We start from the raw sequence: 26,535 nt of genomic DNA, 5'->3' as shown, positions 1-26,535 counted from the left end.
AATTGCTTCATTTCACTTCGTTCCATATGGCTAAAGTCACGCAACGCTAACGCAATGACATTGTGTAATTAATTCTGTCTCACTACTTACTGATATCTGATTTGCCTGACTTCCTTGCTCCATCAGGGATACAAAGATCAAAAATAAGTAATTACAGCGATTTCCAATCATATAAGGTACATCCTAGCCCCCTCATCGCACCCCCCTAAATCCCCCCGCAGCGGGCCCCGCAGCGGGGGGAAGAAAAGGATAAGCTTTTGATACTGGAGGGGGTTGGGGGTGGGGTTCTTGTTCCAGGTTTGATGACAATTGTATTAGTCTTCCATAGTTAACTTATATAACTTCAAAATCAGGGGTCTACCATGAAAAGCAATAACGTCACCAGTAAAAATATCCTATTTATTGATAGCCAAGTCCAAAACTATCAGGCTTTGGTTGAAAATGTCGGTGCTGATACGCAAGTATTTATACTAAATAGTCATGAAGACGGGATTGAACAGATTAGTAATGTTTTAGCTAATTACAGTGATATTGATAGTGTGCAAATTATCTCCCACGGTGGTGCGGGGATGGTGCAGTTGGGTAATACTGTCCTTAATAATGAGAATTTACAGGCTTATAGTGACTATTTACAGGGTTGGCGTAATTCCCTGACTGATAATGCTGATATTTTGTTCTATGGCTGTAATGTCGGTGCAGGGGAGTTAGGGGTAGAGTTTCTTCAGCAGTTGGGTGATTTAACTGGGGCTGATATTGCTGGGTCTAATGATTTGACTGGTAATTCTGTTTTGGGGGGAGATTGGGATTTAGAGGTTGTTACTGGGAATATTGAAGCTGAGTCTGTGTTAGCGCCTGAAATCCGCAACAATTATCAGGGTGTGCTGGCAGTTTTTAAAGTAACTAATAACTCCCGGTTCGCCCATTTTTTAGGGAGTTAGGAAAAATGTGCAGATAAAAGTATAATCAGAGACAGGTTGTACAAAATAAGCTGAGTAAGTATATGTTCGACGTTATGGCAACTGAATCCATAATTACAAACGAACGAGTAGATGACATACCCGTACTACTCACACAGATAGAACGGATGGGTGTACAAAAGCTAATAGATAAAAACTTCCCCACCCATGGAAATTGGCGAGGACAAAGCTTGGGGAATGTAGTAGTGATCTGGTTAACACATATCTTATCGCAAGCAGACCACCGTTTAAATCAAGTTCAAGCCTGGGCTGGTAAACGGTTAGAAACATTGAAAAAATTGATTGGTGAAAGCTTAAACGAACTTGACCTAACCGATGACCGATTAGAAGCAGTATTGCGTTACCTTAACTGTGACGAGAACTGGTATGCGTTTGAGGAAGAACTGGGAAGTAATTTGTTGCAAGTGTATGATATCAAACCAGAACGGGTAAGACTGGATAGTACAACAGCTTCAAGTTATTGCGGGGTGAATACTGAAGGGCTATTTCAATGGGGTCATAGCAAAGACCATCGTCCAGATTTGGCACAAGTCAAAATCATGCTATCAACATTAGACCCATTAGGAATGCCAATAGCAACAGAAATATTATCGGGAGAAAAAGCAGATGACCCTTTATATATCCCCGCAATTGAGAGAGTCCGTTCGACGCTAAAACAGCCAGGATTACTGTATATTGGGGACTGTAAAATGGCATCAATGGGGACAAGAACCCATATTGTATCAGGGGGAGATTTTTATCTATGTCCTTTAAATGCCAAGCAAACACCGACAGAAAAATTAAGAGAATATCTGCAACCAGTTTGGGATGGAAAACAAGAATTGACAACTATCAATTATGATTATGCAGATGGAAAAACGAGAGAGATTGCTGAAGGATTTGAACTAAAATTGCTCCAAAAAGAAAAGATTAACGAGCAAGAAATATCTTGGGAAGAGCGACAATTAGTAGTCCGTTCTTATGCCATTGCCCAGACAGAGGAAAAATATCTACGTGAACGCATACAGAAAACCGTTCATGCTCTTGAACAACTAAAAATCCCCAAACGCGGCAAGAAAAAGCTGACATCATTTCCAGAGTGGGAGTTATCTGTAGCTGAGATTCTCAAGCGTTATCGGACTGGGGGATTATTTGAAATTGATATTCAAACTCAGCGAGTTGAAAAAGTTAAAAGACAATATGGCGAACGTCAATCTCAAATAATAGAAGAAGTTTCCTTTAATTTGGATTTTAAAATTAATGAAGACGCGGTAAAACAACAAGTTCAACTGTTAGGATGGCGAGTTTATGTCACTAATGAAACTGAAGCTAACCTGAGTTTGAAACAAGCAGTTCGTGCTTATAGAGATGAGTATTTGACAGAACGAGGATTTGCTCGACTTAAAGGCTTTCCTCTTTCTTTAACTCCAATTTATTTACAACGTGAAGACCATATTACTGGTTTGATCCGACTACTTTCAATTGGTTTGCGAGTTTTGACTCTTTTAGAGTTTCAGGTTCGTCGCCATCTTGACAAAAATCAAGAAAAATTGGCTGGACTTTATGCTGGTAATCCTCAGCGTAAAACGGCACGTCCTACTGCTGAAATGCTTCTTGCTGCATTTAAAGAAATCACATTGATATTAATTGAGGTTAACAATGAAGTCTACACTCATTTAACTACTCTTTCCCCTTTACAGCAGCGTATTCTTGTTTTACTTGGGTTTCCCCCTACTATTTATACTCAGCTTAGTGGTCAATCTTTTACTCCTGAGTAGAATTCTTCTAACTCTCGCAAAAATGGGCGAACCGGGAGTAATAATAATGATAGTGGTGCAGGTTCGTTAAGACAGGCAATTATAGATGCGGCTAGTAATTCTGGAGTAGATACCATTGATTTGACTGGTGTGAATGGCACAATTTATCTCCAAAATTCTCTCCCCACTCTTAGCATAGGTAATGACATTTATTTTATTGATGATGGTAACACCACTATTAGTGGTAAAAAAACCAAAGACAGTATTCCAAGTAGTCAAATAATTTCAGTTGACGGGGCTAAAGTTACCTTCTCTGGACTGACCTTTGCTGATGGTTTAGCAAAGGGCGGCGACGGTAAAAATGGTGGTGGTGGTGGTTTAGGCGCTGGTGGAGCGCTGTTTATTAATCGCGGGGATGTAGTTGCTGAGAATATCACTTTCGTTGCCAACAAGGCACAGGGTGGTAATGCTACTCTAGGCGGTGGTGGTGCTGGTGGTGCTGGTAGTGATGCTGATGATAATTATATTAAACCTGGTGGCAATCCTGGCTTTGGTGGTGATGCTCTAGGCGGTGGTGGTGGTGGTGGTGGTGGCGGTGGTGGCATTGGTGGCAATCCTGGCTTTGGTGGTGGTGCTGGTGGTACTGGCAATCCTGGCTTTGGTGCTGGTGCTGGTGGTGCTGGTGGTGCTGGTGGCGTTGGTGGTCCTGGTGCTGGTGGTGCTGGTGGTGCTGGTAACTTTGGTGGTGGTGGTGGTGGTGGTGGTGGTGGTGGTGGTGGCTATGGTAGTGCTACTCTAGGCACTGGTGGTGCTGGTGGTGGCATTGGTGGCAATCCTGGCTTTGGTGGTGGTGCTGGTGGTGCTGGTGGTGCTGGTGGTGCTGGTGGTGCTGGCGGTATGTGGATTAGTAGCTATGGTGGTGATGGTGGCTATGGTGGCTATGGTGGTGGTGGTGCTGGTCTAGGCGGAGCTATTTTCGTCAACTCTAACGCAAGTTTACTCCTAGTTAATAGCTTTTTTCAAAGTAACTCAAGCAAAGGTGGTTACAAAGGTGGTTATGGCGCTGAAGATGGTAAAGGTCTAGGTCAAGATATTTTTGCCAAAGATATAGCTACTGTACAGGCTACTAAATATACTGATTCTAAAGAAACAATTTCTTATGATTCAAATAATAGTACAGCAAGAATTAATACTATCCCCATCTTTGATCATGCTGAAAATAAGGATGTAGTTGAAGGTGGTAGCGATGGATTATTTATCATTACCTTAGCTAAACCATCCACTACGAAGTTTGATCTCCATCTCGAAATTACAGGAGATGCAATTCGAGGAACGCAAGATAATACTCAGAAAGGTTCTGATTACAAACTTTTCTATGAAACTTTTCAGTCCGAAGAGCCTAAAACATCAACATCAGGAGCATTTCCTACCCCGATACGAAATGAATCTTCCTACATAATCAAGGACATTCCAAAGGGAACAAATAAAATCGAAATTAAGGTTGAGCAAGTTAATGATGAAATCAAAGAAAATGATGAAACTATTACCATAAAACTAATAAAGACAGATACATTTAATTTTCTCTTCACTGACGAAGCCACAATTAAAATCATAGATAACGAACCCACAGTCACATTAGGGGAAATCGTTCACCCCACTGAAGGCTTTGGTTTTGGTAGCACCATTGAAGGTTTAGGAGCAGCATTAAACCTCAATGGTAGTAATTATGTAACAATTCCTAGCAATGATAGTCTTGATCTCACTAAAACTGGTCAATTTACCCAAGAAGCCTGGATCTTTGCTAATTTAGAAGATAATGATAACACCCAACGTGGAATTTTAGGCTATGACAACTATCCTAGTATTTGGGTTGAGAATCAAACCACAATCAAAGTAGGTATTGGTAATAATACATTTTTCGTAGATAATGCCCTTAATCCTAATACTTGGAATCATGTAGCAACCACCTTTGATGGTGAAGAATATAAACTTTATGTCAATGGTGTAGAACTGATCAGAAAAGATATAAAAGACTTACCACTTTCTAACACCAAAGAATTAACCATTGGTAAAGTTGGAGATAATAACTTTGTCGGTGCTATTGATGAAGTGCGGCTTTGGGATGTAGCACGCACCCAAACAGAAATTCAAAGTTATATGTTAAATCCCCTCAAAGGCAGTGAACAGGGATTAATTGGTTACTGGCAATTTGAAGGTAACTTGAATGATACTACAACTAATAATAATAATAATCAAGGGGTAAATTACCTTGGCGATGTTACTAATCTACCAGGAACTATTACAGCATCTAGTGATAGTAGCCCCTATGGAGAAAAAGCGAGAGCTTTTGACGATCTAACTAATACTAAATGGTTAGTTTTTAATAATAAGGGGTGGCTACAGTATCAGTTTAATAATGATAAATCCTATGTAGTTACTGAATATAAAATTACTTCGGCTAATGATTTTCCAGCAAGAGATCCCAAAAACTGGATTTTACAAGGGTCAAATGATGGAAGCAATTGGACAAATTTAGATACTCGTAATAACGAAACCTTTAGTAGTAGATTCCAAACTCGGAGTTTTCCCCTTAATAATAGCACTGGTTATAGTTATTATCGCCTGAATATTACTGCTAACAATGGTGAGAGTGCTACCCAATTAGCAGAACTCCAATTATTTGGAGGTACTCCTTTAGACTCATCTAATTATATCAATAATCCTGCCCCTCAAATTGGCTATGTAGAAGTTAAATTAGACAAGCCCTTTGAAGGACCCCAGGGGTTATGGGTAGAATATGATATTACACAGCAAAAAGAAGGACAATCATTAACTTTTGATGGCAAGGATGATTATGTTTCTTTACCTGCCAGTAGTTTAGGTGGAGCAATAACCGTTGAAGCTTGGGTATATGTAGATGATGCTAAACGTAACTGGCAACGAGTAATAGACTTTGGTAATGGACCAGCTAACGATAATATTGTGTTGGCATGGGAAGGTACCACAGGTAAAATGAACTTTACCACTTACCAAGGTAATCAAGCAACAGGAATAACAACCAGTGAGGTTTTCCCTGACAAAAAATGGGTTCATGTGACAGCAGTAAACGATGGTACAGGTAAGGCCTACATATACTGGAATGGAGAATTAAAAGCGTCAGGAGAAGAGCAAAAAGTACCACAAAATGCCTCTCGTTCCCAACAATATATCGGCAAAAGTAATTGGTCGCAGGATGCTTTATTTCAAGGCAAAATAGATGAATTGCGGATTTGGAATACTGCTCGTAGTCAAGCAGATATTCAAAATACAATGAATCAAACCCTTGCAGGTAATGAGCAAGGATTAGTAGGCTATTGGCAATTTGATGGAGATACCCAAGATAAAACTTCTAACAAAAGAAATGGAACATTAGTTAACTACTCAACCTACTCTTACACAGCCACTAATAACCTGAAGAATGATGACTACTTTACCTCCCGGACTCGTCGGGTTTCCACCAATATTAACACAGAAAGAAATGGCATTATTATTCCTAAAGGGGAAACCTCAGCCCGCATCTATGTTAGTGCCTTATCCGATGCAATAGTTGAAGGAGACGAACAATTAACTATCCAATTGCGTCCAACTAATTTTGATATTTTCGATGCCAATAATGATGGGAGGTATAGTAAGGACGAATACGCAGATAGCTTTAAGAATAATCCTAATTTCCAAACAACAAATAGTGAAGTCCCTCTTACTCAAGCTCAACGTGATGCCATTGGCTATAATTACAATGTAGATACTAATAATAGTACAGCTACTATCACTATCAAAGATAACCAGGCATATCAAAAAGGAGTTATTCTTCTTGATGAATATGGTCAGGAAGTTTCAAATAGTAATAAATTAATTGTTGATAAAGATGGTAATGCTACATTTCAAGTAAAATTAACCAGTCAACCCACTAGTGCAGTAACTCTCAATCTCTCATCCGGTTTAGGAATATTAGACAAAACATCTGTAACAATACCACCCAGCGCGTGGGATACTCCTCAAACTGTTACTGTAAGTGGCATTACCGGAACTAATGTTAGTAATAGTATTACTGTTAGTGTTCCCAACTATCTCACCACTAATGCAATCTTCCCCTTCACAAATATTCCGTCTGACAAAGTACGCATTACAGAAGGAAGTCCAGAAGAGGCTAAAGCTGTCACCCCAGAATTAACTATCAGTAAACTAAATAATGTTAATGAAAGTGACATTCAACCAGGGCAATTTGTCATTAATTTAAACGCACCTGCCCCCGCAGAGGGACTAACTGTTAACTATCAATTAACAGGAAGTGCAACATCAGGTACAGATTACAATTCTATAAATACCATAACCGTTGCTCCCGGAGAAACCAGCGTAGTTATCCCTATCTATCCCATTAATGATGATATCGCTGAAGGTAATGAACAAGTTACCATTACAGTAAACCCAGGAACAGGTTACACTTTACCTAAGACTTTACCTAGTCAAATATCAGCCACTCTGAACATTATTGATGATGATAAAGCTGGGATTAAGCTTTCCAATGCTGTTACTGCTACATCCTTATCATTTGATGGAGTAAATGACCGTGTAACGATTCCTAATTCAGATCGGATAAATTTTGATTATAATCAAGACTTTACTGTTGAAGCATGGATTAAAGTTGATCCCCTGCAAAAAGATTTAAGAAATGGTGATAACGATATTATTGAAAAATGGAGTGGAGGCGGTGGTTATCCATTTGTAATTCGTTATCTCCGCAATTCTGGTCAGATTCAAGTTGCACGGTATGATGGCTCTAAAAATCCTAAAATTATTTCTACTACTTTAGTCAATGACAATCAACCCCATCATGTGGCCTTCGTTAAAAATGGAGAAAAATTATCTCTCTACATTGATGGTAATTTAGACGGAGAAACAGGGGATACAACAGATACAAGGACTACAAATGGCTCTCCCTTATACATTGGTAGTCGTAACAAGGGAAATTATTTCAAAGGTGAAGTTGATGAAATTCGCATTTGGAATGTCGCTCGCAGTCAAGAAGAAATTGAATCCAATAAAGACAGGACTCTCAATAGCGATGAAAATGGTTTAGTTGCTTACTATCCAGCCAACGAAGGCAGGGGAACTACCCTAATTAATAGTAGTGATTTTGATACATCGAATGGTACTTTGGAAGGTGGGACATCTTGGAATTATGAGTACACTTATACATCAAGTTTTAGTCCATTAGTCACTGCTGAACCCTATCCAGAAGTGGGCAATATTCTGCAACTATTTGGTGAGGATGGACAGCTAGTTAAAACAATTACTCTCACTCAGGCAAATATAGATGCAGGTAAGGTAAATATTTCTGGCATCCCTGCAAATTCTAAAGCAATCTTGAAAGAACCCAATAGTCCAGGAAATATTAACCTGGGTACTGTTACCCTCAAGGATAATGGCACTGTAGATGTTTCTTTACCGAAAAACGAAAATACAGCATCCTTTGGTATTCGTCTCTTTTCTAAGCCCACAGCAAATGTAACTATCACATTTAGTAACATTGATGGTACAGAAGGGCAGTTCTCCAAATCTTCACTAGATTTTACTCCAGAGAATTGGGAGCAATATCAAAGTGTCACAATTACAGGTTTAGATGATACTTTGGTAGATGGAGACATCAAATATACAGTTACAGCCAAAGCAAGCAGTAACGATGCTCAATACAATAATAATAATGTATCCACACCTATCATCATCACCAATCTTGATGACGATAATGGTATTACCAAAACAAACATTCCTAACAGCAGTACAGGACCAAAAGCGAGTATTGCTGCTGCTCCCACAACACCAATTACTGAAGGGAGTCAGATTAACTTAACTGTTAATTTGGATGAGGCTGCTGGTACTGGTGGAAATTTAATTTTCTATTCAGTAGATGGAAAAGACTTTAAATATGGCGAAGATTATACTGTACCAGCAACTAATCAAGTTTATTTGAAAGAAAGAACAGATGGTTTTGAGCTAACTCCTATAGATGTTAACAACCTTTCAGGAACTAAAAAAGATTTAGACGGAGATGGCGACTTAGATTTAGTCGTTACAAATGGCACAACTACAACAAATTATTACCAATTCCAGGCTGTTAAAATTGCCCAAGGTCAAAGTAGTGCAACCATCACGGTTAATACCATAGATGACAAAATTGATGAAACCGATGAAACCGTAAAAATCGTTTTAAAAGCTGGAACAAACTATCAAGTTGATGATAGTGCTACTAATGATGATAGTGCTACTAATAAATTCGTTGCTAATTTGACAGTTCAAGATAATGATACGGCTGGAGTGACTATCACTAAACCAAGTGGTACATCTACAAGTGAAGATGGTTCATTTTTAACCTACACTATCCAACTCAACAGTCAACCAACAAAACCTGTTACGGTTTATATCGGCAGTAATGATAGTAGTGAAGGGAAAATTACTGTTCCTACTGCTTTATCATTTGATGGAGTAGACGATTATGTAGAATTTGCCAGCCAAGTTGGAGGGGCTAGTAATTTTAGCATTGAACTATGGTTTAAAACAACAGCATCCTCTGGCACTTTAATCAGTGCAGGTACAAGCGATTCTTGGCAAGTGTCTCTACAAAATGGATTAGCCAAATTTGATTTTCAGACAGGTGGTTTATCTGGCAATGGTGGTATTTCTTTAACTCAGGTAAATGATGGAAAATGGCATCATTTAACTGCTGTCAGAGATGGTGTACGCTCAGGAAAGTTATATGTTGATGGTGTGCTAGTTAGTGAGTTTACTTATAATGGCACCACCACTTCAATGGAAAATGTATCACAGGCTTTTATTGGTAAAAATTCTCGTAGCAATAGTAACTTTTTCCAAGGTCAAATTGATGATGTACGGATTTGGAATGTAGCACGTAGTCAAAAAGACATCCAAGACAACAAAGATAAGACTCTCAACGGCAACGAAACTGGTTTAGTTGATTATTACAAAGCTGATGAAGGGTCTGGGACAACTCTAATAGATAGTGCAGTTAATAAATCCAATGGAACATTACAAGGTGGGACATCCTGGACTCGATCTAATTCTGAACCTTCTGAATTTATCAGTCGCACATTTAACGCTAATAACTGGAATAGCCCTCAAACTTTCCAAGTTGTGGGAATTAACGATGATATTGCCGATGGTACTGTCCCCTACAATATTATTACCACTGTCACCAGCGAAGATCCTAACTACAATAAGCTGAATATTAATCCTATCCCCCTCACCAACACTGAAGATAGTGATCCAGCGAAGATTGATACAGCCAAGATTATCATTACACCCCCTGGACAGGTAGAAGAAGGAAGAGAAAACATCTATTCTGTCAAATTGAATAGTCAGCCAGTGGGTGAAATTCGAGTGATCATGACTTCCAAAGTTGACCAGTTTCAACTCAATAATGAAGATATTGGCGAACCCCTTACCCTCACCTTCAATAAAAACAACTGGAATCAAGCACAAACAGTGCGGGTGACAGCGCTAGATGATTCAGTAGTTGAATATTTCCAAACTAGCCAAATTGAATTTAAGGTAGAAACCGGCAATATTAAAGACTTTGAATCAAAGTGGAATAATAACACACCAGATCAGGGACTTGATTTAGGGAAAATTACTGGAGGAATAGAACGGACTGGGTTAACCATAGACTCATTAACATCTACTGACATAGATTGGTATAAGTTCACTCTCCCCACCGAAGGAACTGCTAAGGACTTTGTAGAAATTCAGTTTGCTAATGCCAAAGGCGATCTCAATCTGGAGTTGTATCCCAATTCATCCAGTTTAACTTTTGATGGTGTTGATGATTATGTAGAAATTCCCTCTGAAAGTGGAGCTATAATTGGAGGTGATGGTAATTTTAGTATTGAACTATGGTTTAAAACAACAGCATCCTCCGGTACTTTAATAAGTGCAGGTACAGGCGATTTTTGGCGCGTGTATCTAAAAGATGGATTGGCAAAATTTGATTTTCAGACAGGCGGTTTAACTGGTGATGGCGGAAGTTCTGTAACTAAGGTTAATGATGGTAATTGGCATCATTTAACTGTTTTAAGAGACGGCATTAAGTCAGGAAAGTTATATCTTGATGGGATGCTAGTTAATCAGTTTACTTATGATGGCAATTATAGTTCAATTGATGTAGCAGGTATTCTTCTTGGTAAGAACTCTAAAGGCAATAATGGTGACTATTTCCAAGGGGAAATTAGTGAAGTTCGCCTTTGGAATGTAGCTCGCAGTCAAGAAGAAATTGAATCTAACAAAGATAGGACTCTAAAGGGCGATGAAGCAGGATTAGTTGCTTACTATCAAATTAACGAAGGCACAGGAGATACCTTAATTAATAGTGTTAACAATGCTGGGAAATTCGATGGCAAATTAATCAATGGGGCAATTAAAAATTCTCTATCCACCGGAAATAAAGAGCGAATTGAATTAAATGGATTAGCTGCTGGAGATTACTTACTCAAAGTATCAGGAAAGGATAACACTACCAGTAATGATTACAAACTGATTCTTGGTGATACAGATTATCAATATCGTGCCGCACCTATTGTTACCACCGATGGTAAAACCCTAACCACACTAGACGTAACCATTAAAGACAACGATTTACCCACAGCCAAAATCATTGCTGGACCCACTGCATCTGAAGTTTTTGGTGAACCTAGTTACTTTACTGTTCAGCTAAATGCCCCTGCACCCCTTGATGGTAATGGGATTGTAGTTGGTTATAAAGTTGTTGGTGGTAGTGCAACCTTCCACGAAGACGTTAATAATAATGGTATCCTCGATCTCGATCTAGGTGAAGATTTTAATAATAATAAAACACTGGATTTAGGAGACTACTATATCCAAAATCATCAAGGACAAGGTACTGTCAGAATTGCCCCAGGAGAAATACAAGCAAATATTATTGTTTCTCCTGTTGATGACAAATTGGTGGAAGATTTAGATTTAGAAGTATTAAGTAGCACTTCTGTTGCAAATAGCAATAATCTTGAATTAGAACTAGGAGTCAAAACAAAGGGATTACTTGGTAGATATTATCGTATTGATAATGACAATAGAATCATTAAGGATTCCGTATTATTAACTCGGAGTGATAACAAAATTGACTTCGATTGGAATTTTGGATCTCCTGATGCTAAAGTACCAGATGACAAATTTGGAATCGTTTGGGAAGGTAAAATCAAGCCCACAGAGCCTGGTGATTATACATTTTCTACAAACTCCGATGATGGAGTCAGGCTTTGGATTTCTGAAGATGATATCACTGAAAACAAAACACCGATAATTAACAAATGGTTATCACATCCTATTACAGAACACAGCAGTGATAAAATTACACTTGATGCCAGTAAAGAATATAATATTAAGCTTGAATATCATGAACAGGGTGGACCTGGTGCTGTTCAATTATTATGGACTCCACCTGGAGGAACTAAAGAAATCATTCCTTCAAGTCAATTATCCTCTACTCCACAAATTGTAGAACTGCCTGAAGGTAGCAAAATCAAATTTGATAATAATATCGAAGCAGAGGTATTAGGATATAACAATGGCAAACTAACGGTCAAACTTAATACCAACGATATTAATCAGATTCAAGTTGGGCAACTAGCGAAATTTTCCGCAGAAACCGTTATTGTTGAGTTACTGTCTAATACTACAAATCCAACCTATACCTTGGGAGGTGAAGATGTTAATCTTAACGGTCAATTAGATCCAGGTGAAGATACTAACAGTAATGGCAAATTAGATCCCGATGGAAATACATCAAAAGCCACCCTCAGTATTCAGGATGATGATGTCCCCGGAATCCGTATAGTAGAAGTAGGTCGTCAAACCGTTGTCAGGGAAAGAGAAACCGCTACATTTGAAGTATCCCTTCTCAGCGAACCTACAAAAGAGGTCAAAATAACCCTAACTCCTGGGGCAGAAATTGAATTTGCAAATCCCATCAATCCCACTACTGTTCAGGTTGACAAAGATGTTTATAAATTTAACACAACAGACGTTTCCAATCTTAATGTTGAACTCAAAAGCCTAGTGTTCACAGATAAAGGGGATACAGTCGCCTTTGATGTAAAATTAACATCAAAACCAACAGGAACAACAACAATTGTCTTTGATGATGGCAATGATAACAACAACACCCAACAAGTAACATTAACATTCACTGGTGAGGAAACAAATCCCATCACTGGGGAAATCATTGATGGTAATTGGAATCAAATTCAGCAAGTTGTCCTTTATAACCTAGATAAAAATACTACTGATGGTCAGTATAAGGTTAAGGCAACAATTAATAATTCTGGTAATTCTCAAAATATTTTCATTCCCATCACCCATACTATTGAGCAAGTAGAAAAACAAACCACTACCATAACTATCAGCCCAGACGAGTGGTACAAACTGAAAACCATTACCATCACGGGTAGTAATGATGGTGTTGCAGAACCAGGAATTTATCACGCAGATTCCATCAAATATGCAGTCACCAGTCAAGATAATACCTATGAAGGTTTATTCGTCCCTGACCAAACAATTCATGTATTAGATCGGATTCTAGACTCCAAAGCAACTGCCTCTGCACTGGGACAAGGCTTAAAATCACTACAAGACAGTATGGATAATCTGAGCTTACCCTTGATTGGTAGTTTAGATGGAGTTGCACCAGATCCCATTGCATATTTTAGTCAAGATTTAGTAAATGCGATTAGTTCAACAGACAATCTAACTGCATCAAAGCTAAAAGAAATAATTGAAAATGTTCTCAGCAACACATTTGGTGAAGATGCTTTCACAGTTACAACAAAGGTAACTAACAATGAAATCTCTGCGCTGCTAGATATCAGCAAAAATTATAACCTCTTTAAAATACCTCTCTCCACAGATTTGGGAGTACCAGCATTAGGTATTGGCTTAGAAACAAAAGGGGATTTAAAGGCTGACTTTAACTACAATTTCTCTTTGGGTTTTGGTTTGCACGATGATTTTGGCTTCTATATTGATACAGACAAAACCGCTTTTAAAACAGATGTTACCGTTGATTTAGATCAATTTAAAGGGCAAGGCAGCTTAGGTTTCTTGAAACTAGATTTCGCAGACGATGCTAACAATCCCACCAAACTGGAAGTTAGTTTTGAAGCTAGTTTAAATGATTTAGATAACTCTCAGGGCGTTCAATTCTTTGATGTCAATGGTAATGGACAGTTAGATAATAATGAACCTTTTACGAATATCAACGAAAAAGGTATTATTGAAAGTGAATTGAAACCTGCTAGTGGGGTTAAAACCATTGACACCAATGGAAATAGCTTATATGACGAAGAATCTTTCGTAAAAGGCGAGGGAATTTATCGTATAACCAAAGACAATAGTAAATACTACTTTGATGTTAATCGTAATGGAACATTAGATACTGGTGAACTTTTTACCATTGATTCTACGAAGTTTGACCAGCCATTTAAAATTGTTAAAAAAGTTGTAGCAATTGGGAGTGATGGTACAAAGCAATTTGAATATTATTATGATGCCAATGGCAACGGAATAGCAGATTCAGCAGAAACCACAAAAGTTGATAAGAAACTAGACAAAAATAATAATTTGATTTTGGATGGCGACCTGAATATAGAAGGAGAAGGCGAATTTATCCAAGGTACGGGAATTGCTTTTCTTGATGCTAACAGTAATGGCAAATTTGATGCTGGTGAAACATATCTCAATTATAAAACAGCCTCAGTCGAATCTTCCAGCGTTCCTGGTGGAGTGTTGACTTCAACAACTACACAAACAAAACCTACTCAAAATCCTTTTAAAGAGTATACAACATATAAAGCTACAGCTAATTTGTTGTTAAATGAAACGGTATTAGACTTTAATCAATCTTTTGCAAATTTTGATCCAAACAAGTTTACTTTTGTCATTACTCATGGTTTTACATCTAGTGTTATTGGAGACAACCCACAATTCCGAGAATTAGGCAGTGCCATCTATAATTACTTTAATGAAGATGTAAACGTAATTTTATGGGATTGGAGTGATGCAGCAAGTGGTATATCAAAATATCGAGAAAACGCCAATAAAGTAGTAGGAATAGGTGAGGAACTAGCTAAATTTTTAGAAGCGGCAAATATAAATACCACCAAAACACAATTGATTGGTCATAGCTTAGGCGCTCATGTGATGGGTAATGCGGGAGAAAGTTATAAAACTTTAACAGGTACGTCTATTAATAGTATCGTGGGACTAGATCCTGCTGGTCCATTATTTGAGTCTGATTTATTAGATTATGCATTAGATACGTCACCAAATTCTGTCATAAATGATAATGTTCTTGATCTACCAGAAAATCGCTTAGATCCTTCCGATGCTGTTCGAGTAGTCGCGTTGCATACTAGCAACACATTGGGATTCGATGGTAATCTCGCAGATTTAGATATATTCGTAAATTGGTCAGATCTATTTCAACCTGGTGCATTATCTGTCACTGATAACCATAGCTATGCAACTCAACTATATACTCAGTTGACAAAACTTGCTTCATTCTCACAAGCTGCTGGTAATAGCCAAGAAAATAACACAACTCTTGTAGGGAATACCTTAGATATTAACGATATCTATGACACGGCTGTAACAGGCGCAGATTATGTCACGACAAGGAGTTATGCAGGACTGACGAAAGAAACTACCATAGAAGGCAACAAAATTAGCTACTATGATTTCGACAATAATAATAAATACGAACCCAATGATGGAGATAAACTCAGCACAGATCCACAAGTCCTAAAGTTATTGGATGATGGCAGTCGCCTCACTATCACCGAGCTTGTCAACTTCAAGAACAACCCAGAACTAAACTTTTCCGACCTTTTCAACTATCAATTTGCTGGAGAGGCTAATCTAGGATTAACAGCCGAAACCAGCATTAATAATAATACAAACTTTCCTGCCGTTAGTGTTGATTTAGCTGCTAATTTACCCCTATTTAACTACGGTAATCAAAACGAAGCTGGAAGTAATGGCTTAAGCGTTGATTTCAATAATATTACTCTTGACTTAGGAGGATTTATCAGTAATGTTGTTAAACCTGTAATCAGTACTGCTGATAAGATTATTACTCCCATCAAGCCAATAATTCAAGCTCTCAACGCTGACACGAAAATCTTTGGCTATATCGGACTAGAAAGTGTCTTTGATAAAGATGGAAAACCTGGCGTTTCTATTTTAGAAATTGCTCAAACCTTAGGCCGAACCTCTGAACAGAAAAGAAGAATAGACAAAGCCATAAAATTTGCTCAAACAATTACCAGAATTTCCGAAATTGTAGATTTACTTAAAAATTCCTCTACTCAAGAAAGTATCGCCATTAATTTTGGTAATTACTCCTTAGAAGACTTCAAAGCAGCCAGTAAAGACGAAGTAGATCAGGCTGCTAGTGTTAAACCCAGCAAGGGTAGTGGTCAAAATACAGCTCAAACAACCGATAACCTAAACAAGACTACAGAAACCCAAGCTAACAACTCCTCAAAAGGTAGTTTGATTAGTAAATTAAAGGGTTTAGAAGGATTAAATTTTCCCATCCTCACATCACCAACTACCGCTGTTAGTCTTCTGTTAGGAGAATCAGGAGTTGATTTAATTACCTATGACATTCCTGATTTTAATTTTGACTTTGAAATTGAACAAAAATTCCCGATTTTTCCACCTATTACTGGGATTTTACAAGGTTCATTCTCTGCTAAAACTGATTTAGCTGTCGGTTACGATACTTATGGTATTGAACAATGGCAAGAATCTGATTTCCGCATAGAAGATGTTTACAAAGTCCTAGACGGGTTTTATGTAAATGATTGGGATATTAATGGCTACGAAAAAGATGAGCTTTCTATACTTGCTGAGATAGGAGCTGGCGCTGGCTTAGATATTGGAATACTCAGTGCTTATGTCACAGGTGGTTTAGGTGCTTATGTAGGCTTTGATTTAGAAGACATAGGAGAAAAAACGAATACAAGTGATGGTAAAATACGGGGTTCAGAAATCATTTCCCGTCTAGATACACCCCTAGAGTTATTTGAACTTTACGGAGATTTATCAGTTTTCTTAAATATCACCGTCAAAGCATTATTCGGCATAACAGTTTATAACGATGATTTTGCCCGGTTTAAAATCGCCGAATTTAGCATCGGTGCAAACGGTATTAGTGGTTCAGTAGCAAATGCCCCCCAGGTGGGTTCGTTAGTCTATTGGGATGCTAATTTCAATAATCAATTTGATGGAGATGAACCGTTTACCTTTACCGACAGCAATGGTAATTACAACCTGGAAATCCCCGAAGAATATGATCTGAATCGAAATAGTAGTTTTGATAACAATGAAGGGCAAATTATCGCTGAAGGGGGAATTGATACTACCACTGGGTTAACCGTACAAAACCAATTAATTGTCGGCGCGGATTCCACCATGGTTACACCTTTAACTAGTTTAAAAGCAATGTTAACCAAGCGAGGATTAACAGGTGATGATGCCGCCAATTTAATTAAAACCTTCTTTCATGTTTCAGATGATATCAATATTGATACCTATAACCCATATCAAGCAATTGGAGAAGGTGACATCAATGGGGTGAAAATGGCAGTTTCTCATATTGAGGCAATAAATCTATTCTTTGGTGGCATAAGCATCCTAGAGCAAATGGGTTTTTCACAAGAAGAAGCTGAAACTCAGGTAATTCTCGCCTTACAAGATGTTTTGCAAATGGGTAATGGTTTTAACCTCAATAACATTGATGACATTAACTTACTCCTAGCCAAATTAAATGAAAAACTGAAAAACGATATTATTCTCAATGCCAGCGACGATATTGCTCAATTACTCTTCAGCAGTAACCGGTTGATTGAACAAGTTACCAACCAAGCCTTAGAAAGATCAATTGATGATTTTCTTCCCAGTATTTCCCCCATTAAAAAGATTGTTAATAGTTCTGTACCTACTTTAATTGGTCAATTATTGACAGGTGCAATTAACTCAGAAGAAGCACAAGCTGAATTAAATAACTTGTTCAATGCTAATACCTTCTTGGTACAGTATCAGAGCCTCAACACAAACCAGACAGTGAAGGTAATTAGTAATGATATCCTCACCGAAGGTATAGAAGGAAAAGGAAGTTTTACGATTGAACTGGGAGCAGCAGCACCCAGCCAAGGGTTGAAAATCCTTTACACACTTTCTGGAACAGCAACATTAGGACAAGATTACAGTTTTGCAGGCTCAAACTTTGGGGAAATCATCATCAAAGGCGGAGAAACCCAAGCTATCCTGGATGTGTCAGCCATTGATGACACCCTCAAAGAAACCAAAGAAACCATCTCTCTCAACCTCAAATATGTGGGTAATGGTTACATCCTTGACCCCATTGCCAAAACTGCCCTAATTACTATTAACGATAATGAAGCAGATAGCGTTAATAGTAGTCAAAAAGGTTTGGAGTCCAATGGTACATCAGGTAACGACACCATTATCGGTACAGACCAAGACGATATCCTCAAAGGTGGTAATGGTAACGACTCACTCACCGGAAATGCAGGTAACGACATTTTAGATGGTGGTGCAGGAAATGATAGCCTGAATGGAGGCGATGGTGCAGATATATTAGAAGGTCGCTCCGGTACAGACTCACTTAATGGTGGTGCAGGAGATGACAAGCTGTTCGGAGGCATGAATAATGACATCCTTGTGGGAGGTATGGGTAATGATCAACTACAAGGTGATGCCGGAAATGACCAACTTCAAGGCAATGAAGGTAACGATGTCTTAGACGGTGGTACAGGTAACGACTACTTAACAGGTAATGAAGATAACGACTGGTTACTAGGAGGAGCAGGGGAAGACATCCTCGAAGGTGGTGAAGGTGCAGACTTGCTCAATGGTGGTGAAGGTGCAGATGTATTCTATTACAGCACTCCCACTCAAGGAATTGACTTCATTCTTGATTTTGATCCAAGTCAAGGCGATATTATCCAAATTTCCAAGACGGGTTTTGGTGTTAATAGTTTAGAACAATTTAGTTTCTTGGTTGGTACGCTCCAATTTAACGGAGTAGATATTGCCTTAATCCAAAATGATGGACAAACCTATAACACATTCCCCAACTTAGCAAACATTATTCAATTAGTAGATGAACCTACTTTCCAAACTGCTGTTATCTCAGAATCTTCTAATAATAGTCAAACTGTTTATAGTCCAGCAACTGTAGACATGGTAGAAAAACCAAACTTGACAATTTATGATGAGATTATCAACCGTGGTTATTTGAAAGTTGCTACCTCATCACAAACTACTGATTTTGACAGAGAATTTACTAAAATATTAGCTGCTGCCATCTTCGGAGATGCAACTAAGATTGAATTTGTAAATGCAGATTTGAATAGTGGTTTTGAGCTTGTTAGCAATAAGATAGTTGACATTGGTGCTAATCATACTATTAAAACCGCAGAAGGGGATCTCGCCCACAACGTTGATTTCAGTTCTACCTATTTCTATGACCACAATTCCACCAAAGAAGCCATCGGTTTGATTGTGCCGGAAAATGATTCACAATGGGCGGATGTAGTTCGTTGGGTAACTTATGTACCCATGCAAGCTGAAGAATTTGGGATTACCTCTGCAAATATCGCTCAAGTTATCGCCCTCAACACCGATGATAATCCTAATAATGATTCTGAAGCAGGTATTCGGAGATTCTTAGGAATAGAAGGGGATTTAGGTACAGGATTAGGATTACCAAATAACTTTGCGGCTAAGATTATTGAAGACATAGGTAATTATGGTGAAATATACGAGCGTCATTTCCCAGAAGTAGAAAGAGAAAGCAATTTATTGTGGACAGAAGGGGGTTTAATCTATTCTCCTCCTTTCTCCGGCACATCCCAAGATTTAGAATTAATTGAAAATAGTAACCGGAATGTACTGACTGAAGTTTTAGAACGCGGTAAATTGATTGTCGGTACTAATGGTGGAAATCCTGGTTTTTCCTTCCCTAATGGTGATGGTAACTTAGTCGGTTTTGATATTGATCTAAGTAAAGCACTGGCTTCTGCCTTATTTGGTGATACTCAGGCTGTAGAATTTCGTCAGTTAAACAACCTGGAAAGATTCACAGATGTTGCTAATGGTGTTGTTGATATTACTGTCCATCAAGTCACCCATGATTTAGTCAGAGATGGCCAATATGGAGTAGATTTTAGTCCTATATACTTCTACACAGGACAAGGAGTTTTAACCAGAAAGGATAATGGTATTGTTAACCTTCCTGATTTAAACGGTCGGAAAATAGGTGTCAGTGCTAATACTAACTCGCGGCAAAATCTTGAGGATATCTTTAAAAAGTATGGTATTAATGCGGAAATTATCGAATTTACCACTGCTAATCAGCTTACTACTGCATATTTACTAGGAACAGTTGATGCGGTGTCTCTGGATACTCCCTTGTTATATGCAGCAATGCCTTTGCTACCAGATCCTGATAACCATCATTTACTCAATGCCAACATTAGCAAACAACCTCTAGCGATGGTAATTGATGAAAATCAATCGGATTGGGGCGATGTAGTAGGTTGGGTGACTCATGGTTTAGTCCAAGCACAAGAATATGGAATTACTTCTCAAAATATTGATGAAATTTTAGCCCGCAATACCGATAATAATCCTAGTAATAATGACAGCAGCGAGATTCGTCAATTCTTAGGGTTAGAAGGCAATATCGGTCAAATGCTTGGTCTAGCTAATGATTGGGCTGTGAATATGATCAAAGCAGTTGGTAATTATGGAGAAATCTACCAACGTCACTTTGATACAGATGTTTTACGTCGTGGACAAAATGAATTAGCTACTGATTTTGGCTTACAAACTGCTCTACCATTACGGGCAGGTGAATTCCAGGAAGGATCAGATCCCATTACTAAACCTCAAGACCTAGTTTCCGGTACACCTGGCAACGATAAACTCATGTCCCCCATAGATTTGGATGGCGAACAGGATATAGTATTTACTGGCGCTGGAGATGATGAGGTAGATGTGAGTCTGTCTCCAGTTGGCGATAATAATATCTTTGGTGGTAGTGGAGCAGATACTATTTATGTGAGTAAGAGCGATCGCGTCTTTGGTGACGTTGGCAATGATATCTTCTATGCTATTGATGGCAAAGGTGGTAATCGGATGTCCGGTGGCGCAGGAAATGATACCTTCTTCTTGGGTGCAGGCGATCGCGCTCTTGGTGGTGAAGGTAACGATATTTTCTACCTCCAACAGGGTGGTGGTAACTTAATCTCCGGTGGTGCTGGTGCTGACAAGTTCTATATCCTCACTGGTGATATACCTGCTACTACCAACACCATTATTGACTTCGATATGGGTACTGATGTCTTAGGTATTCGTGGTCAAGGCGCTGGTTTTGATTTCAATGACCTGACTTTAATTGACAATAGTATTATCGTAGGCAATACAACTATTGCGATCTTGAACGGAGTTGATACTACCAGGTTGACTGCTACTAATTTCAGCTTTATCTAAAACTTACAGCAAATTGTCATCAAACCCGGAACAAGAACCCCACCCCCAACCCCCTCCAGTATCAAAAGCTTATCCTTTTCTTCCCCCCGCAGCGGGGGGATTTAGGGGGGTGCGATGAGGGGGCTAAGATGTACCTTATATGATTATCGCTGTAACGGGTGACAATGTGGCTAAACAGCTTGTTTCATAGGGGATAGAGCCTGAATGTTGCCACATCTCATCTTCAACCGCCTTGTCACCTGTTAAGAACTGACTAATCAGGACTTACGCAACTGGCACATTGGTAGGGTGCGTCAGATATCAACAATCTGTTTATTTGCAGGATTTATGCAGTCTGACGCACCCTACAACAGATTTTTGGTGTGACACTTGCGTAAGTCCTACTAATGTTAAAATTCTCAGTGAGAAATTTAGGATATTTTTATGTCAGTTGTAACTAACCCAATCAAATTCGGTACAGATGGTTGGAGGGGTGTGATAGGTGAGGAGTTTACCTTTGAACGTCTGGCATTAGTCGCAACCGTAGCAGCCAAAGTTTTACATAATACTTACTTTTCCCAAGTGGGTAGCCGAACGATTATTATCGGTTATGATCGCCGATTTATGGCAGAAGAGTTTGCCCGTGTGGTTGCCAATGCCGTCACCGCAGTTGGTTTTGATGTCCTGTTTAGCGAAACCTTTGCCCCCACTCCGGCTTACAGTTGGGCGGCTAAAGAACTCAAGGCTTTAGGGGCATTAGTTGTCACAGCTAGTCATAATCCTGGCGCATATTTAGGATTAAAAGTTAAAAGTGCTTTTGGTGGTTCAGTACCACCGGAAGTTACTCAAGAGATAGAGGCTTTATTATCAGAAAAAGTTGCCCCAGCAGCGATTCCAGGTAAGGAAAAAACCTTTGATCCTTGGCCGAGTTATTGTCAAGCATTAGCCGCTAAAGTTGATATTCACAAAATTAAAGAAGCGATCGCAACTGGCAAGTTAACAATATTTGTGGATGTCATGCACGGGGCAGCGGCTGGGGGATTAGCACGATTATTAGGGGAACAAGTTAAGGAAATTAATAGCGACCGTGATCCTCTATTTGAAGGTGGTGCGCCTGAACCTTTACCAAAGTATCTTTCCCGACTATTTACAGTTATGAAAACCCATCGGCAAACCCATAAAACCGGTTTAACTGTGGGTTTGGTATTTGATGGAGATTGCGATCGCATTGCCGCCGTAGATCAAGATGCTAATTTCCTCAGTTCCCAAATCTTAATTCCCATCTTAATTGACCATTTAACCCTACGGCGGAACTTTCAGGGCGAAATCGTTAAAACTGTCAGCGGTTCAGACTTAATGCCCCGTGTAGCCGCATTACATAACCTTTCTATCCATGAAACAGCAGTAGGTTATAAATACATTGCTGACCGAATGTTAGCGACGCAGGTATTGCTAGGTGGTGAAGAATCTGGTGGCATTGGTTATGGTAGCCATATTCCCGAACGTGATGCTTTATTATCGGCACTTTATGTATTAGAAGCAGTGGTAGAATCGGGTTTGGATTTAGGTGAATATTATCGCTATTTACAACAACAAACTGGTTTTTCATCCAGCTATGATCGCATTGATTTACCTTTAGCAAATATGGAAGTTAGAGGGCGACTATTAAAACAGTTGCAATCTCAACCTTTGACAGAAATTGCGGGTAAAGAAGTCATTGGTTGTCAAACAATTGACGGTTATAAATTCCGACTAGCTGATCAAAGTTGGTTAATGATTAGATTTAGCGGCACTGAACCTGTTTTACGCCTTTATTGTGAAGCTGCAACCCTGGAAGAAGTTCATCAAACTCTCAATTGGGCAAAAAATTGGGCAGAATCAAATTAATTGATAACTTTAATTCCTAGTCGGTTTTAACCGACTTTAGCTATAAGACGGGGAATTTATTCCCCGGCTATTTATTTAACTATGAAACGGGAAATTTATTCCCCGGCTATTTATTTAACTATGAAACGTTTATCCAGGAATACGTTTATCCAGTTTATCCAGGGAATAAATTCCCTGTCTGATAGCTAAAGTCGGTTGAAACCGACTAATTTTTAAGATGTTGTTTGGGCATTTTGTCAGGTTTTAGTGATGATTTGGTTGAAACCGACTAATTTTTAAGATGTTGTTTGGGTATTTTGTCAGGTTTTAGTGATGATTTGGTTGAAACCGACTAATTTCTAAAATGTTGTTTGGGTATCTTATCAGGTTTTTGTGATGAGTTGATAACAATTTTCAAGTATCAGTAATTATTGTCTCACCTGAAACTTTAAATATGTTCCTCCCAATCCTTCTACAATGATTCTTGTATTAGTTGTCATCATTTTTTGATAGGTTTCTCCGTCACTTCCTAGTTCACCTAGTCCGTTAATATAAAGTGGTTTTTGAGAAACTTTTACTTCCGCTGCTGTCGCTACAGGTGCGAGTAAATTGGAATTGGTATTTGTATCTGCAAAAATTGTTGGTACTTTAGCTTTTTGAATATCCTTAGCCAAATTTCTGACTTCTGTATCTGTCAATTTTCCTGTATTTTTGACATTACCTAAATTGACTGAATAGGGAATATCATAAGCTTTGACATAATAAATCATTGCTGAATTTGTTGTAATTAATTTTCGATTTTTATCGGGAATACTAGCTAGTCTTACTTTAATCCAATTATTGATTTGATTGATTTCTTGGGTGATTATTTTTGTATTTTTATTATAGATTTTCTTATTTTTTGGTACTAGTTTAATTAAACTACTATTAATTATCTCTACCATTTTGATAGTATTATTTGGATTATGCCAAACATGAGGTTCAACAATTTGTTTACCGGTTTTTCCAATTTTGATGAAATTTACACCTATAGTTTTAGCAACGGCAATTTTTGATTTAGGCTTTTTGATCTCTTCAATAATTTTAATTAACCCTGGTTCAAAGTTATAACCATGATATAATACTAAACTAGCATTTTTAATGGCTTGATTATCTTCTGGTATGGGTTTATAATTTATAGGATTTATCCCAGGAGGAATTAAACAAATCAGATTAATTGTATCTCCAGCAACTTGTTTTGTTAAATCGCAAATTACGCTATTAGTTGCTACGACAAAGGGCAAATTATTATTAATATTATTATTGGTGGTATTATATGTTGTACTAATAGTTTTATTTCCACATCCAAATAAACCTACCATTACACCTAGAATGATAGTTTTCAATAAATGTGTAGATAGTTTTTTTTCTAACATAATTGATTGTAATTGATGAATATATTAAAAAGTCCAGAAATAATTATATAAAGTAATAAAGACACAGACTTGCTGTGTCTTGTAAAACATTTATTGTTCTAATTTCTTAAATTCCCACCATAGGTAATTTACCTTGTAATTTTTGTAAATTAGCTTGAACACAATTAGTGCAACTACAACCAGTTTGTTCGATTACAGAGTGTGTGATGCTATTTATTTGCGGTGTAACTATATCAAGATTGGCTTGAGTAGATGTCACCACAATCATTTGCACAGCAGGTGTAGGTTTGAAATTGGCAGCGTGTGCTGGGTTAACTACCAATAGCAGAGATGCGAAAAACATAGGAAAAGCCAGTAAAATCAGTTTGACTATTTTCATAATTCACACATAAACCATAAACGTCATTAGTCAATTATCAGAGGATTTTCCTACCAGTCAATACTTCTCGCACTTCCAGCATGGCTGAATAGGTGGGGAGAATGTGTAAGGTTTCATTTGCGGGTGTATGCTCTAGAGCAGTAGCGATCGCTTGCTGCAAATTTGGCTCTACAATCAGATTGATGTCACTGTCCAGAGATTCCTGACTATAACGTAGACGTAAAGCCATATCATACACGCGATCGCCACTCACAATCAACGTTCCACCCCGTGCTACCAACTTTTCTGTATCCACATCCCAAATCCATGATACATCAGTACCATCAGGAGTCCGATCATTCAACACCAATAAAGTAGTTTTATCGGTACTTTGAGTGACGACACGAATAGTTTCATTTGTTCCTACAGGGTTTTTTGATAAAAGAATCCGCACCCGTTTACCATCAATTACTAAATCTTCCGCACGACCAAAAGCAGCTTGAAAATTATTAATTCCATCTCTAATATTAACCTCATCAACTCCTAATGCTTGCGCTGCTGTAGCTGCTGCCAAAGTATTATATTTGTTATATAAACCCACAAGAATTTGTGACCATTCCTGGCTTAATAAAGCAGGTTTACTTTTAGTAAAACCACAACTAGGACAAGTAAAATCTCCCAAATGGGACAAATAAACCCCTTGATAATCTAAAGCATGACCACATCTAGGACAATAAATAGAATCAACCGCATGAGGAATAGCTTCTAAATAATTTTCAGGCTCATTTAAACCAAAAAATAACACCTTTTGCGGTAACTGTTGACCCAAATAGGATAAAGTCGGATCATCAGCATTGGGAATAACTACCGTTGTTGTTGGTAAAGTAGCAATCACCTGAGTCCACCGCTTACTAATACTATCCACTTCCCCATATCTATCCAACTGGTCACGGAACAGATTCAAACAGAGAATAATTCGCGGTTGTAGCGGTTTTAAAACCTTGGGAACTATATTTTCATCAACCTCCAAAATTGCATAATCTACATTCAGATTTCCTAGTAAACTAGCATTGTCTATTAAAGCCGTCGCTAACCCATTTTCTAAATTTGCACCAGTAGAATTATGGGCAACACAGAAACCATTCCGTTCTAAAATAGTGCATAACAGTAATGCCGTAGTAGTTTTCCCATTCGTCCCCGCAATGAGAATTACCCCATTTTTAACCTGCTGACTCAATAACTCCAAAATACGAGGTTCTATCCGTCGCGCAATCGAACCAGGTAAAACACTAGCAGCACCAAGACGCAATGACCGCACCAAAAACGTCACACTTTTAGCCATTGATACCGCAAAACCCAAGCGGAGTCTATCTATAACCTTTATTTTCTTACCCAGAGTCATGATTTATAAATAACCTATAATTGCCAAAAGAATTTTAACCCGTAATCCCAATTTTATGTGAAGCTGCACAGAATCATAAAATCCATAAATCCATCCGTCTTTATCTGCGTTTATCTGCGGTCAATTATTCTGGAAATTTTATTCTAGGGAATTTCAT

At 38.3% G+C, this 26,535-nt stretch carries 8 protein-coding genes; 4 read left to right on the top strand and 4 right to left on the bottom strand.

Going from position 1 to position 26,535, the window contains the following annotated elements; translation table 11 throughout:
- Positions 1 to 362 precede the first annotated feature (362 nt).
- A complete protein-coding gene (locus FJR37_RS17885) occupies positions 363 to 938 on the top strand; it encodes a DUF4347 domain-containing protein (RefSeq protein ID WP_168466701.1) in 576 nt (191 codons plus the stop codon).
- 62 nt (positions 939 to 1,000) lie between these two features.
- Positions 1,001 to 2,734 carry an IS1634 family transposase gene (locus FJR37_RS17880; protein ID WP_254434602.1) on the top strand — a complete coding sequence of 578 codons (1,734 nt, stop codon included), beginning with the start codon at positions 1,001 to 1,003 and terminating at the stop codon, positions 2,732 to 2,734.
- Here FJR37_RS17880 and FJR37_RS17875 read toward each other — a convergent pair.
- Positions 2,713 to 2,874: a hypothetical protein gene (locus tag FJR37_RS17875; RefSeq protein ID WP_168466700.1), complete on the bottom strand. Its 162-nt coding sequence runs from the start codon at positions 2,872 to 2,874 to the stop codon at positions 2,713 to 2,715. The two genes, FJR37_RS17880 and FJR37_RS17875, sit on opposite strands and share 22 nt — an antisense overlap.
- On the opposite strand from FJR37_RS17875, the gene FJR37_RS17870 reads away from it, so the two are divergent.
- Positions 2,864 to 21,358, top strand: a complete 18,495-nt coding sequence (locus FJR37_RS17870; protein WP_168466699.1) for a LamG-like jellyroll fold domain-containing protein — start codon at positions 2,864 to 2,866, stop codon at positions 21,356 to 21,358. The two genes, FJR37_RS17875 and FJR37_RS17870, sit on opposite strands and share 11 nt — an antisense overlap.
- A gap of 423 nt (positions 21,359 to 21,781) precedes the next feature.
- Complete coding sequence (locus FJR37_RS17865) at positions 21,782 to 23,224, top strand: phosphoglucomutase/phosphomannomutase family protein (protein WP_168466698.1); 1,443 nt, start codon at positions 21,782 to 21,784, stop codon at positions 23,222 to 23,224.
- Between the two features lie 407 nt (positions 23,225 to 23,631).
- Here the strand turns inward: FJR37_RS17865 and FJR37_RS17860 are convergent, their stop codons facing one another.
- From FJR37_RS17860 to FJR37_RS17850, 3 genes are all read right to left on the bottom strand, one after another.
- Entirely contained in the window at positions 23,632 to 24,618 is a 987-nt protein-coding gene (locus tag FJR37_RS17860) for a metal ABC transporter solute-binding protein, Zn/Mn family (RefSeq protein ID WP_174763448.1), read from the bottom strand.
- Positions 24,619 to 24,724: 106 nt separating this feature from the next.
- Positions 24,725 to 24,997 (bottom strand): hypothetical protein, encoded by a 273-nt coding sequence (locus FJR37_RS17855; protein ID WP_168466697.1) that lies wholly within the window; start codon positions 24,995 to 24,997, stop codon positions 24,725 to 24,727.
- A gap of 37 nt (positions 24,998 to 25,034) precedes the next feature.
- Positions 25,035 to 26,378, bottom strand: a complete 1,344-nt coding sequence (locus FJR37_RS17850) for a Mur ligase family protein (protein WP_168466696.1) — start codon at positions 26,376 to 26,378, stop codon at positions 25,035 to 25,037.
- Between the last annotated feature and the right edge of the window lie 157 nt (positions 26,379 to 26,535).

This window comes from Aphanizomenon sp. UHCC 0183, from assembly GCF_009712065.1.
Taxonomy (GTDB): Bacteria; Cyanobacteriota; Cyanobacteriia; order Cyanobacteriales; family Nostocaceae; genus Dolichospermum; species Dolichospermum heterosporum.
Note: the sequence above shows the minus strand (reverse complement) of the source record. Positions and strands in the feature narration are given on the sequence as shown.